Origin of the sequence: Pseudomonas sp. AM8, from assembly GCF_036346475.1 — a bacterium.
In the GTDB taxonomy this organism is placed as follows: Bacteria; Pseudomonadota; Gammaproteobacteria; order Pseudomonadales; family Pseudomonadaceae; genus Aquipseudomonas; species Aquipseudomonas marginalis.
Genome location: NZ_JAOTNX010000017.1, coordinates 96612 through 106926, shown reverse-complemented (window position 1 = coordinate 106926; position 10315 = coordinate 96612). Strand labels below are relative to the sequence as shown.

Here is a 10315-nt window from a genome sequence, read left to right as displayed (position 1 = left end):
CCACCGCTCTTTAACAGCCAGCGCAACAAACAACAGACCGCATTGCCTCTACCGGCGACCGGCGAGCAGACAGGCCCGAAAGCCTGCCAACGACAGGGAAAACCTTGTACGGCTGCTCGATGGTGAAACGCCAGAACCGAGTGAGTGACCCGGCATGCAATGCGCCCCGCCCCTTCCGGCGGCAATAGGACGGACAGCATCACTGCTGCACCTTGGCGACAGGGTGCAGCGGGATGTAACCCAACCCAGAGGAATCACCATGTTAGGCAAATTGTTCGGCAAGAAATCGGGCCAGGCCCGTGCAGCAGTCGCCAAGCTGGCAAACCGCGACCTGATGGAAGCGGTGGTTTACGGCTCGATCTACGTTGCGGCCGCCGATGGCGAGCTCGAAGACAGCGAGCTGTCGAAGATCGAAACCATCCTCAGCAACAACCCGGCGCTGCAGGGCTTCGGCGCGGAGCTGTCCAACACCATCGACCGCGCCAAGACCGACTTCAAGTCGGGGGCTCGCATCCTGCGCCAGAACGCCGAGAAAGAACTGGGCGACCTGGCCCACTCCCCGGCCGAAGCGTTGACCGTCCTCAACGTGATGCTGACGGTGGCCGAGGCGGACGGCGAGATCGAGCCGGCCGAACTGACCGCGCTGGAGCGCAGCGCCAAGCTGCTCGGCCTGAACCTGAAAGACCACTTGTAATGCCAGGGGTCACAGAGCTGGTGAAACGCCTGCGGGCGCTTCTCATCGTCGCTCTGCTCATCGGCGTGGTGCTGATCGATTCAATGTCTCGAATCATCAGCATGTGCGCCGACGGGTTCCTTGCGGTGCTGATCCTGCTTCTAATCTGGCCGCTGATCAAACAACGCTGAGCATCACCTCTGCCCATTCGATGAGTGGGCTTTGGGATGCGGACGAAATCGCGGCCTATAACCGCCCACCTGCACCCAGCTGTCAGAGCGCACCGACGCAGCTGAAACCCGACACGGAGGATTGGCAGCCATGTGAACTTCAAACCCGGGCGCTCAACCGCCACCCCGCGCCACATAGGGAGGTCTATGTGCCGCAATGAAAAGCCCGGTCCCTACCGGGCTTTTTTGCACCTCGCCTTTATTCGTCAGCACCCTCCCCTGGGCCCAACGGCAACCAGCAGGCGGTCAGGGTGCTGACGAATAAACGCAACCCACTGAGGTATCCACCATGCACGCATCAATTCAACAGCGCGTAGACGGGGTTGCGGCCCTGCACGTGCGCTCCCGCATCGCCACCGCCGAGTTCTACGCCCTGATCGGCAAGGAGCCACCCGTGCAGAAGATTCGCTTTCAGATCCGCACCGCCGGCAAGGCCTACCACATCGTGGAGATTGCCACCGGCAAGGTGAAGGGCTTCCGCTGGACCTGGAAAGAGGCCAGTAACTTTGCCCAGGCCCTGGAATCCCGTGCGGACGGCGTGAAGGTAACGCTGTCGGGCGGTGCGCGATGATCGGCGTGCCCATGCCCAACCCGCGGGACTCGATCATCGACAACCTGAACCAGCAGCTGGACGCTTACTTCGGCTCCGGCAAATCGGTTCAGGTGATCCCGTCAGGTGTCAGCGCAGACGCCCCCTTCTTCGGCACCAACTCCCACCAGGAGAAGCTGCGCGCCCAGCGCGACAAGCTGGCACCTGCTGTGCGCGCCGAAGCCGCCAAGGGCGTGGTAGTCAGCGTAGCGGCAAAGAACCTGGGCATGCACATCAAGCGCGTGACGCTGATCGCCCAGGAGAACGGCTTCAAGTTCGCCGACACCCCATGAAGCGCATAAGCAACCAGGTGCGACAGCGCCGGCGGCAGGCATGGCTTGATTTGCCAGCACATGAAATCGAAGAGGTAGGCCATGGCCGAGGAAGAGCAGCAGCCGACGGCGGAAGCGTTGAAGCAGCGCCGCAAGCGCGAGAAGGCAGCGGAGAAAGACACTGCGTTGGGCGTAGAGAAACTTACGATTGAGGTAGCCGGTATCTTCAAGACCGACCTCAAGCGCCTGATGAAGCAGCACGGTTTCAATAACCAGCAGGAGGTGTATCAGACCCTGCTGCGCAACGTGATCGCCGCCGACTTTGAAGTTGCATCGCAAATGCTCAAGTGCGTCACGACACCTTTTGTTGTTAGCGAAAAGGTGTCGCGTGAATTCATAAATCAAAGCCTTGCAGAGTTGCAGAGAGACCCTGGTGACCCTGAATAGACGCCGGCTTAATCTGGATCGATATCCCGCATCATTTGTTGCATCACGCGTATCCCTCGATCTCGACATGCCTCGTACGAATCAAGGCGCTCATCATCCTGATGAACCCCGGTGCGACCATCACTCGCCTTGACCTCGATTCGAATACCTTTTGGAATCGGATCAGTAGCGACATCGCTCCACCTGAACTGAAGGTATCCCTCCTGTCCTTTCGGACCATTCCAGCGAACGTTGCGAGGACGGTCTACGGCAAGTTTCGACTCTTCGCTCATAACTCTCTCCTTGATCCGGCTCCATGCCGGTCACCCGTAATACCCCATATCAACGAATCACGCCAGCCGGCGAGGATCCCCCTATGTCCGCACAACAGAAGAAACACCCCTTCGATTTCAAAACCCAATACGGACTCGGCTTCAACCCTCAGGACGATGAGATCGTTGTCGACTTCTTCTGTGGTGGCGGCGGGGCCGGTACCGGGCTGGAAATGGGCCTGGGCCGCACGGTGAACGTGGCGAAGAACCACAGCCCGCAAGCGATCAGCATGCACACCGTGAACCACCCTGGCGCGAAGCACTTCACCACCGACGTGTTTGAGGGTGATCCTGACACCGAATGCGGCGGCAAGGCCGTGGGCTGGTTCCACATGTCGCCGGACTGCACCCATCACAGCCAGGCGGCCGGCGGGCAGCCGCGCAAGCGCGAGATCCGCAACCTGTCGTGGATCGGCCTCAAGTGGGGAGGCAAGAAGCGTCCCCGGGTGATCAGCCTGGAAAACGTGAAGCAGATCCTGCAGTGGGGCCGATTGATCGCCAAGCGTGACAAGGCCACCGGCCGCGTGGTGACCCTTGACCAGATTCCGCACCCAACCAAAAAGGGCGCGACCACCAACCGAGTGGCGGCGCCAGGCGAACAGGTTCCGGTTTCCAACCAGTTCTTGGTGCCTGACCCCAAGCAGCGCGGCCGCACCTGGCGCCGGTTCGTAGCCCTGCTGGAAGGCATGGGCTACGCCGTGGAATGGAAGGTGATCCGGGCTTGCGATTTCGGCGCGCCGACCAGCCGAGAACGCCTTTTTATGATCGCCCGGTGCGACGGCCAGCCGATTGTGTGGCCGGATGCGACCCACGCCAAGAACCCAACCAAGGGCCAGCAGAAGTGGAAAACAGCCGCTGACTGCATCGACTTCAGCGACCTGGGAAAAAGCATTTTCGGCCGCAAGAAAGACCTGGCCCCGGCCACCCTGCGCCGTGTTGCCAAGGGCATGAAGAAGTTCGTCATCGATAGCGCGGCCCCATTCATCGTGCCGATTGCCAACTGGTCAGGGGAAGCGGTGCAGTCTGCCGCCGAGCCGCTGCGCACCGTCACCTCCTACCCGAAGGGCGGCTCCTTCTCGGTGGTGAGCCCAATCATCGCACCGGCAACGCACCAGGGCAGCGATCGAATCAACGACCCACTCGAACCGCTGCCGACAGTGACCTGCGCGAACCGCGGCGAACTGACGATGATCAGCCCGTTGATGGTTGGGGCCGGTGGCCCGGAGTACTCAGGCAAGCCGGTGGGCATGGACCAGCCGGTGGGAACGCTGATGACACAGAACCACCGCGCGTTGGCTTCCGCCTGCATCGTCCAGGCTGGGCACGGCGAGGGCTTTGGCGCGAACAAGCGCCGCTCCCACGGGGTGAACGACATCTGCGGCCCGATCGGCACCATCACGGCCAGCGGCGGCGGCCAGTCCGTAAGCGCCGCGGTGATGATCCAGGCCAACGGCGGATTCAACACCACGCACGCCAAGGGCATGCACGAGCCCATGACCACTGTGACCAACACCGGCAGCCAGCAGCAACTTGCGACGGCGCACCTGGTGCACATGCGCGGCAACTGTGATGCCCGGGACGTTAACGACCCGCTGCACACCGTCAGCGCCGGCGGCCAGCACCACGGGTTGGTCAGCGCATTCATGGAGCGGGCATTCGGCGGCAGTGTTGGCCAAGGCCTGGAAGACCCGGCGCCGACCATCACGGCAGGCGGCGGTGGCAAGAGCTCGCTGGTGTCGCTCACCCTCTCGCCAGAGCATGAAGCGGGCGCCCTGCGGGTTGCCGCCTTCCTGATCAGCTACTACGGCACCGAGAACATCAGCGCCTGCGATGCGCCCGCGCCGACCATCACCACCAAGGACCGTCTGGCCATGGTCACCGTCATGGTTAAGGGAACCCCCTATGTGATCGTCGACATCTGCCTACGGATGCTGAAGCCGACCGAGCTGTACAAGGCCCAGGGCTTCCCGGCCGACTACATCATTAGCCACGGTGCCGACGGCAAGCCATTCACCAAGACCCAGCAGGTGCACATGTGCGGCAACAGCGTCAGCCCACCGCCGATGGCAGCGCTGGCACGGGCCAACGACCCATGGCGCGCAATAGAGCAGCAGGCAGCGGCGGCATGATTCATAACCATGGCACTGCCGCCAGCCACTCAGCGCAACGCATGAGTATTTGGCTCAACAGTTCGATCAGTAGTTGGTACATCAGGTCTGCGATGAGTTGTTTCATGCTCTAGCGCTCCGGATCAATTGGTGTGACGCAATTATCCGGTGACGCTAATGCTCGATGGACTGGGGAAACTTCCAAGAAGCCTTCCTACAATTCGCAACTCTCTCTCACGCCCACCCCATTGACATCACTCCACCGCCCGGGCATGGCCCGGAAGGACTCACCATGCCTACAGAAAACCGCAAGCCAGACATCCGCAGCATCGTTACCGACTCACTCGTCGGCATGATCGCTGCTGTTACTCGAACCACGCCGCCGGCGAACGAGCCTCTGCCGTCATTCATCCAGGCGCCTGTTGATCGGGCAGTTGACCGCATCAAGTCGTTCCTGATGCCAGGTGTGACCCTACAGGCCGCCCGCGCCAACCGCGTGTACGTGGCTGGGCCCATGACTGGTATCGCCGACTTCAACTACCCCGCCTTCAACGCCGTGGCCGACCAACTGCGCGCCCAGGGCTACGAAGTCGAGAACCCAGCAGACCACGGCATCGTCGAGGGTGCGCAGTGGGCAGACTACATGGCTTACGACCTGACCCGCCTGGGTCTGTGCGGCGTCATCGCGCTGCTTCCAGACTGGGAGAAATCGCAAGGCGCCCGCTTGGAAGTCCTGATCGCCGAACGCCTCGGCATGACGGTTGTGAATGCCCATGATCTGGTAACGAGGGGGAATGCAGGATGAGCAATCATTTTAATGAAGCTGTCGAGGGCGATGACGGAGGCCTGGTGATATGCCGGGGCTGTAAAGCGAGTGGCACCTACGCGGCCCTGCCAAGCGGCGAATGCCCGGCGCCTTACAGGCCGGACAGCGTTCTCCTGAAGGAATCCTTGGCCCGCGAGCAAGCCCTGCAACAGCGCCTGACCGCAGCGGATGAGCGGATTGATCAGTTAACCAGCAGCCTGCTCACAGAGGCTGTCTGCAGGGGCTCCGCGGTGATGGGAACTGCGTGCGGGAAATGCGTACGCTGTGCCGCCCTGAAGCTTGCCGCATCAGCAAGGCGAGGCCCCGAGCAGGTTAAAATCAAGGGGATGATCGAAGCTATGGGCGGCGAGTTCGCCATCATGATTGACGAAGCGAACACCCATTACGGATGGACTTTCAGGCGACACCAAGACGGCAATTGGGTTTCGGGCCGAAAGGCAAGCGAGGCTGAAATGAACGCCGCGCGTGCGCATGCCTACATAACGAACCAGCTGTAACCCCTCCCCCTTCAAAGTCAGCCGCTATAGCGGCAAGGACGAAGTCATGCCCGTGGAAAATGGAAAAGAAGTATTCGAATTGAACGGCGGCCAACCTGCACCACCTCCATTGCTCGCCTTCATGGTCGGCGACTGCGATTGGGTTGCGGCTGTAGATGAGGCAGGCGCTCGGCGGGTGCTCGAAGAAATGAACGGTGAAGAGCCTGGCGCCTATGACGACTGGGATGTTGAGCTGGTCAGTGCTGAATGGCTCGACAAGCCGTGGTGCGATGAGGATGACCGCACGAAGATCGTCGGCACGCTGCGTGAATGGCTGGCCGCTGCCACTGAGCCGGCATACCTCGCTGGGACGGAATAGCGCCATGACCACAATCAAAGAACGCCCCATCCTGTTCTCGGCGCCGATGGTGCGCGCCATCCTGGAAGGCCGGAAAACGGTCACGCGCCGGGTAATGAAGTCGCAACCCGATGCCGACGCCACCATCACGGTCGAGTCGTACAACGTGGCGGTCACCAACCGTCGCGGCTATCAAGAGGCGGGGCCAGAGATCTTTGGCGCCTGGTGGCGCGATGGCGAGTCGGGTTGCAAATGTCCGTACGGTCAACCCGGCGACCGGCTTTGGGTGCGCGAGACCTGGTACTGCGATCACTTTGAAGTAATGCGCGGCCCCTACCTCAAGCCGGATGACCTGGACATCGGTGAAGCGCTCGACGACGGGACGCTGGTATACGCCGCCGACGGGCTGACCCCGTACGAAGCGGATCAGCCAATATGGAAACCTTCAATCCACATGCCCCGCTGGGCCTGCCGCATCCTGCTGGAAATCACCGACGTGCGCGTCGAGCGGTTGCAGGACATAAGCGACGAGCAGGCACAGGCCGAGGGAATAATCCTGGTACCGAAAACCACGGAAGGCTCACATCAGTTCTGGCGTAACTACCACCTTAGCGGCGACGGCACTTTCTGCGTGCGCACTCCCAAGGAGTCGTTCAAGTCGCTCTGGTGTCACGTCGCCGGCGGCTCATTCCCAAAAGGCGCGGCTGCGTACAAGGCATCGCCGCATAGCTGGGACGCCAACCCGTGGGTCTGGGTGGTCGGGTTCAAGCGGGTGACGCCATGACCCTCCGCCAGCGCATCACCACGTACATGAGCGGCGTCGGCGGCTCCCGCGATAACTGGTTCTGCACCTGGTGGTTCCGATTCCACATCGAGCCCTTCACCACCAAGCAGATCCGCCGCGAACTGGAGCTGATGAAGCGCGAAGGCTTGGTCGAGTCGGACCACAGCCAGAGCAACAACACCAAGTGGCGGCTCACAAAATACAAACCTGAAGGGTTGACGCCATGATCGCCACCCTCTGGTTCGCCTACGTCTTCATCTACAAGGGGCCAAGGCCATGAGAGAGCCAACAGGAGAATTTTACTCGGCTGCGCAAGCTGCAGAGCACGCAAAGGAGTGGTGCAAGAACAATCCGGCGTGGCGCCGGATCTGTGATATCCCGGATATCTCCGTATTCGAAAAAACCTACGACGAGATTCCAAAACGCGAGCGCGCCTACTGGGACAAAAACGGCGGCGAAGAATGCTGGCGAGAGTTCGGCACCGGAGAAACCAAGGTGCCAACTGGGTTCATATCTGGAAAGGGTGAGTTTTTCGATAGCATCCTCAAAGTGCCACTCCATCACAACCTGATGACGGTGTACCGCGTGGGCAAGAGATGGAAGCCATGAACTCGCCCCCGCTGATCAGCAGTCAGCGTTACCTGAACCGCGATGTCATCGTGAGAAAGGCTGCCACGTTCAAGGTCTTCGTGGTAAGGACCGTGACCATGGAAATTCGCGGCAAGCAGTACCGCGTCCTACTTGATGGTCACCACAACCTGGCAGCGGCCCGCCTCGTCGGTAAAGAGCCAACCTGGAAAGGGCCAGCGCCAAAGTGTGAACGTATCATGAGGCGCATGTCGGCTGACAGCTTTGCCGCCTTCATGATCAACAACCTGACCGACAGCGACTGGTACTTCCACGATACCGGCGAGGTAGTTGCTGATCTGCTCGCGCCGCAACTCTAAGCCCAATCCCCCTACATGCCTGCCGGTGAGCGGCGGGCCCTCATGCTGCCAAGCAAGGAAAGGAGCACCCAATGAAAAGAGAGTTGATCAAGATCAGTGAGTTCCAGCGCCGGCGCTGGGGCGAGAATGGTACGCCTCAGTGCCCCCAAGCTATCCGCAACCACATCCGGAACGGTGCAGTGCCCGGCGAGCAGATCGGGAAACTCTGGTACGTTGATTGGACCGCATTCATCCGCTCGGACGGCAACGACCTGGTGGCGATGGTATTGAAAGGAGCTGCATGATGGTCCCTCGGCCGCGTAACAAGGCGAACAAGAACCTACCGCAGAATCTGTACTTCGATGCGCGCCGGTCGACATATCGCTATCGCCGGCCGACCGATGGGAAGTGGTTCCAGTTCGGCGGCGATCGCATAAAAGCGATCGATGCCGCCAAACAACTGAACCTGGAGTTCATGCGTGGCGCTGACCTGGTCGGCGCCGTGCTCTCCGCCTCGTCAGAGTCTTTCGCCACATTCCTCGATACCTACGAGCGCGACGTACTTCCCCCGCGCGAACTAGCAAAAGGGACGCTGGGCCTTTATGCCGTGCACTTCCGCCGCTTCCGAAAGCAGTTCGAAGGCAAAGCGGTTGACCAAATCACGATCCGCATGATCGCAGAGATGCTGGACGCCATCACGCCGCGCTCCGCGAACCAGTCCCGGGCTCTGCTGATCGACATTTTCAACCACGCAGCCGCCAAAGGTCTTTGCCCTGACAACCCAGCAGCCAGCACCATCAACAGGATCGAGAAGAAACAGCGTAAACGGCACACCGTCGATGGGTTGAAGGCAATCAGGGAGAAGTCGCCAGCATGGCTACAGAATGCAATCGACCTGGCACTGATCACCGCCCAGCGTCGCACCGACATCCTGGACATGCGCTTTGATGGGGTCAGGGAAGGTTTCCTCTACGTCGTGCAGAAGAAGACGGCCAAGGCTACCGACGCGGCCTGGATTCGATTCAGGGTTACGCCCGAGCTGCAGGCTGTCATTAGCCGGTGCCGAGACGATGTTGTGTCGCCGTACCTGGTGCACCGCAAGCCGGATCGGCTGAAACAGAAGCAGGCACAGACAAAGGACCACTGGACGAAGGTTGAAGAGCGGTATTTGACGCGAGCATTCAAGGAGGCCAGGGAGGCGGCCAACTGCTACGCGGGATGGAAGGAAGAAGAGATGCCGGGCTTCCATGAAGTGCGGGCGCTGTCGCTGCACCTGTACAAGAAAGCCGGTAAGGACGGGCAGAAAATTGCAGGCCATGCGAGCGAGGGCATGACCAAGAACTACCAGCGGGACCACGAGGAAATCATATGGTCCGAGGCGATTCCGGACCTGAATATCAGCGAAATCACCGGGTAGTTTTGCGCCAGTTTTGCGCGGGTTTTGCGCAGGCACAAAAAAGCCGATCTATCTGATCGGCTCAAGTGTCTGATTTTACTCAGGAATAATGGTCGGGACGGAGTGATTCGAACACTCGACCCCTAGCACCCCATGCTAGTGCGCTACCGGACTGCGCTACGCCCCGACTAGGCGTGTTACTGGGTTAGCTTCGCAACGAAGCGATCAGGAATATACCGCAAGCTTTTGAAATGTGGAAGTATTTTAAAAGCCCGTATCACTTCTTCAAAACCACCAGCACATCTTCCAGTTCGGAGATCATCTGGCGGATCAGTTGCTTGTACTGGGTGGTGTCGTCTTTGGCTTCATCACCGGACATACGCTGGCGCGCGCCGCTGATGGTGAACCCCTGGTCATACAGCAACGCACGGATCTGTCGGATCATCAGCACATCCTGGCGCTGATAATACCGACGGTTCCCAGTGCGTTTGACGGGGTTGAGTTGAGGAAACTCCTGCTCCCAATAGCGCAGCACGTGCGGTTTTACCGCACAGAGCTCGCTGACTTCACCAATGGTGAAGTAGCGTTTGCCTGGGATGACGGGTAGCTCGTCGTTATGACTTGGTTCCAGCATAAGCCTCAACTCGGGCCTTCAACTTCTGCCCTGGACGAAAGGTGACCACACGGCGAGCCGTGATCGGGATTTCTTCTCCCGTTTTTGGATTGCGGCCAGGCCGCTGGCGTTTGTCCCGCAGATCAAAATTGCCGAAACCGGACAATTTGACCTGTTCGTTGTCTTCCAGAGCGTGTCTGATCTCTTCAAAAAACAGCTCGACCAATTCCTTGGCCTCGCGCTTGTTCAGACCCAACTCTTCGTACAGACGTTCCGCCATCTCAGCTTTCGTCAAAGCCCCCATAC

General features: G+C 60.1%; 18 protein-coding genes and 1 tRNA gene. 15 read left to right on the top strand and 4 right to left on the bottom strand.

What is annotated here, in order from left to right; translation table 11 throughout:
* Window positions 1-259: 259 nt before the first annotated feature.
* The 5 genes from V3W40_RS30850 to V3W40_RS30830 all read left to right on the top strand — a co-directional run bounded on the left by V3W40_RS30850 (window position 260) and on the right by V3W40_RS30830 (window position 2211).
* Window positions 260-694, top strand: coding sequence for a tellurite resistance TerB family protein (locus tag V3W40_RS30850; protein WP_065948833.1), 435 nt, complete (start codon window positions 260-262; stop codon window positions 692-694).
* Window positions 695-714: 20 nt separating this feature from the next.
* Window positions 715-864: a DUF3927 family protein gene (locus V3W40_RS30845; protein WP_330216293.1), complete on the top strand. Its 150-nt coding sequence runs from the start codon at window positions 715-717 to the stop codon at window positions 862-864.
* A 328-nt stretch (window positions 865-1192) separates the two neighbouring features.
* On the top strand, window positions 1193-1474 hold the full coding sequence (locus tag V3W40_RS30840; protein ID WP_330216292.1) for a hypothetical protein: 282 nt from the start codon (window positions 1193-1195) through the stop codon (window positions 1472-1474).
* On the top strand, window positions 1471-1785 hold the full coding sequence (locus V3W40_RS30835) for a hypothetical protein (protein WP_330216291.1): 315 nt from the start codon (window positions 1471-1473) through the stop codon (window positions 1783-1785). Before V3W40_RS30840 ends, V3W40_RS30835 begins: the two co-directional genes overlap by 4 nt.
* 81 nt (window positions 1786-1866) lie before the next feature.
* Window positions 1867-2211: a hypothetical protein gene (locus tag V3W40_RS30830; protein ID WP_330216290.1), complete on the top strand. Its 345-nt coding sequence runs from the start codon at window positions 1867-1869 to the stop codon at window positions 2209-2211.
* Between the two features lie 8 nt (window positions 2212-2219).
* Here the strand turns inward: V3W40_RS30830 and V3W40_RS30825 are convergent, their stop codons facing one another.
* Window positions 2220-2483, bottom strand: coding sequence for a hypothetical protein (locus V3W40_RS30825; protein ID WP_330216289.1), 264 nt, complete (start codon window positions 2481-2483; stop codon window positions 2220-2222).
* 83 nt (window positions 2484-2566) lie between these two features.
* On the opposite strand from V3W40_RS30825, the gene V3W40_RS30820 reads away from it, so the two are divergent.
* The 10 genes from V3W40_RS30820 (at window position 2567) to V3W40_RS30775 (ending at window position 9417) form a co-directional block, all read left to right on the top strand.
* Entirely contained in the window at window positions 2567-4651 is a 2085-nt protein-coding gene (locus V3W40_RS30820) for a DNA cytosine methyltransferase (RefSeq protein ID WP_330216288.1), read from the top strand.
* A 271-nt stretch (window positions 4652-4922) separates the two neighbouring features.
* Window positions 4923-5435 (top strand): DUF4406 domain-containing protein, encoded by a 513-nt coding sequence (locus V3W40_RS30815; protein WP_330216287.1) that lies wholly within the window; start codon window positions 4923-4925, stop codon window positions 5433-5435.
* Complete coding sequence (locus tag V3W40_RS30810; RefSeq protein ID WP_330216286.1) at window positions 5432-5953, top strand: hypothetical protein; 522 nt, start codon at window positions 5432-5434, stop codon at window positions 5951-5953. Before V3W40_RS30815 ends, V3W40_RS30810 begins: the two co-directional genes overlap by 4 nt.
* A 46-nt stretch (window positions 5954-5999) precedes the next feature.
* On the top strand, window positions 6000-6311 hold the full coding sequence (locus V3W40_RS30805) for a hypothetical protein (RefSeq protein ID WP_330216285.1): 312 nt from the start codon (window positions 6000-6002) through the stop codon (window positions 6309-6311).
* 4 nt (window positions 6312-6315) lie between these two features.
* The gene (locus tag V3W40_RS30800; protein ID WP_330216284.1) at window positions 6316-7074 is read left to right on the top strand and encodes a hypothetical protein; all 759 of its coding nucleotides are present in this window, start codon (window positions 6316-6318) and stop codon (window positions 7072-7074) included.
* Window positions 7071-7301 (top strand): hypothetical protein, encoded by a 231-nt coding sequence (locus V3W40_RS30795; protein WP_330216283.1) that lies wholly within the window; start codon window positions 7071-7073, stop codon window positions 7299-7301. Before V3W40_RS30800 ends, V3W40_RS30795 begins: the two co-directional genes overlap by 4 nt.
* A 49-nt stretch (window positions 7302-7350) precedes the next feature.
* Window positions 7351-7683: a hypothetical protein gene (locus V3W40_RS30790; protein WP_330216282.1), complete on the top strand. Its 333-nt coding sequence runs from the start codon at window positions 7351-7353 to the stop codon at window positions 7681-7683.
* A complete protein-coding gene (locus V3W40_RS30785) occupies window positions 7680-8021 on the top strand; it encodes a hypothetical protein (protein WP_330216281.1) in 342 nt (113 codons plus the stop codon). The genes V3W40_RS30790 and V3W40_RS30785 overlap by 4 nt, the downstream gene beginning before the upstream one ends.
* A gap of 71 nt (window positions 8022-8092) precedes the next feature.
* Window positions 8093-8305 carry a hypothetical protein gene (locus tag V3W40_RS30780; protein ID WP_046028224.1) on the top strand — a complete coding sequence of 71 codons (213 nt, stop codon included), beginning with the start codon at window positions 8093-8095 and terminating at the stop codon, window positions 8303-8305.
* Window positions 8305-9417: a phage integrase Arm DNA-binding domain-containing protein gene (locus V3W40_RS30775; RefSeq protein WP_330216295.1), complete on the top strand. Its 1113-nt coding sequence runs from the start codon at window positions 8305-8307 to the stop codon at window positions 9415-9417. The genes V3W40_RS30780 and V3W40_RS30775 overlap by 1 nt, the downstream gene beginning before the upstream one ends.
* An 89-nt stretch (window positions 9418-9506) precedes the next feature.
* Here the strand turns inward: V3W40_RS30775 and V3W40_RS30770 are convergent.
* The 3 genes from V3W40_RS30770 to ihfA form a co-directional block, all read right to left on the bottom strand.
* Window positions 9507-9583, bottom strand: a tRNA-Pro gene (locus V3W40_RS30770).
* Window positions 9584-9673: 90 nt separating this feature from the next.
* Complete coding sequence (locus tag V3W40_RS30765; RefSeq protein WP_003174972.1) at window positions 9674-10030, bottom strand: MerR family transcriptional regulator; 357 nt, start codon at window positions 10028-10030, stop codon at window positions 9674-9676.
* Complete coding sequence (ihfA, locus tag V3W40_RS30760; RefSeq protein ID WP_002553164.1) at window positions 10011-10313, bottom strand: integration host factor subunit alpha; 303 nt, start codon at window positions 10311-10313, stop codon at window positions 10011-10013. The genes V3W40_RS30765 and ihfA overlap by 20 nt, the downstream gene beginning before the upstream one ends.
* Window positions 10314-10315: the final 2 nt, after the last annotated feature.

Coding starts and splice junctions, on each gene's coding strand:
- V3W40_RS30850 (WP_065948833.1), top strand. CDS start 260: ATGTTAGGCAAATTGTTCGGCAAGAAATCGGGCCAGGCCCGTGCAGCA.
- V3W40_RS30840 (WP_330216292.1), top strand. CDS start 1,193: ATGCACGCATCAATTCAACAGCGCGTAGACGGGGTTGCGGCCCTGCAC.
- V3W40_RS30835 (WP_330216291.1), top strand. CDS start 1,471: ATGATCGGCGTGCCCATGCCCAACCCGCGGGACTCGATCATCGACAAC.
- V3W40_RS30830 (WP_330216290.1), top strand. CDS start 1,867: ATGGCCGAGGAAGAGCAGCAGCCGACGGCGGAAGCGTTGAAGCAGCGC.
- V3W40_RS30825 (WP_330216289.1), bottom strand. CDS start 2,483: ATGAGCGAAGAGTCGAAACTTGCCGTAGACCGTCCTCGCAACGTTCGC.
- V3W40_RS30820 (WP_330216288.1), top strand. CDS start 2,567: ATGTCCGCACAACAGAAGAAACACCCCTTCGATTTCAAAACCCAATAC.
- V3W40_RS30815 (WP_330216287.1), top strand. CDS start 4,923: ATGCCTACAGAAAACCGCAAGCCAGACATCCGCAGCATCGTTACCGAC.
- V3W40_RS30810 (WP_330216286.1), top strand. CDS start 5,432: ATGAGCAATCATTTTAATGAAGCTGTCGAGGGCGATGACGGAGGCCTG.
- V3W40_RS30805 (WP_330216285.1), top strand. CDS start 6,000: ATGCCCGTGGAAAATGGAAAAGAAGTATTCGAATTGAACGGCGGCCAA.
- V3W40_RS30800 (WP_330216284.1), top strand. CDS start 6,316: ATGACCACAATCAAAGAACGCCCCATCCTGTTCTCGGCGCCGATGGTG.
- V3W40_RS30795 (WP_330216283.1), top strand. CDS start 7,071: ATGACCCTCCGCCAGCGCATCACCACGTACATGAGCGGCGTCGGCGGC.
- V3W40_RS30790 (WP_330216282.1), top strand. CDS start 7,351: ATGAGAGAGCCAACAGGAGAATTTTACTCGGCTGCGCAAGCTGCAGAG.
- V3W40_RS30785 (WP_330216281.1), top strand. CDS start 7,680: ATGAACTCGCCCCCGCTGATCAGCAGTCAGCGTTACCTGAACCGCGAT.
- V3W40_RS30780 (WP_046028224.1), top strand. CDS start 8,093: ATGAAAAGAGAGTTGATCAAGATCAGTGAGTTCCAGCGCCGGCGCTGG.
- V3W40_RS30775 (WP_330216295.1), top strand. CDS start 8,305: ATGGTCCCTCGGCCGCGTAACAAGGCGAACAAGAACCTACCGCAGAAT.
- V3W40_RS30765 (WP_003174972.1), bottom strand. CDS start 10,030: ATGCTGGAACCAAGTCATAACGACGAGCTACCCGTCATCCCAGGCAAA.
- ihfA (WP_002553164.1), bottom strand. CDS start 10,313: ATGGGGGCTTTGACGAAAGCTGAGATGGCGGAACGTCTGTACGAAGAG.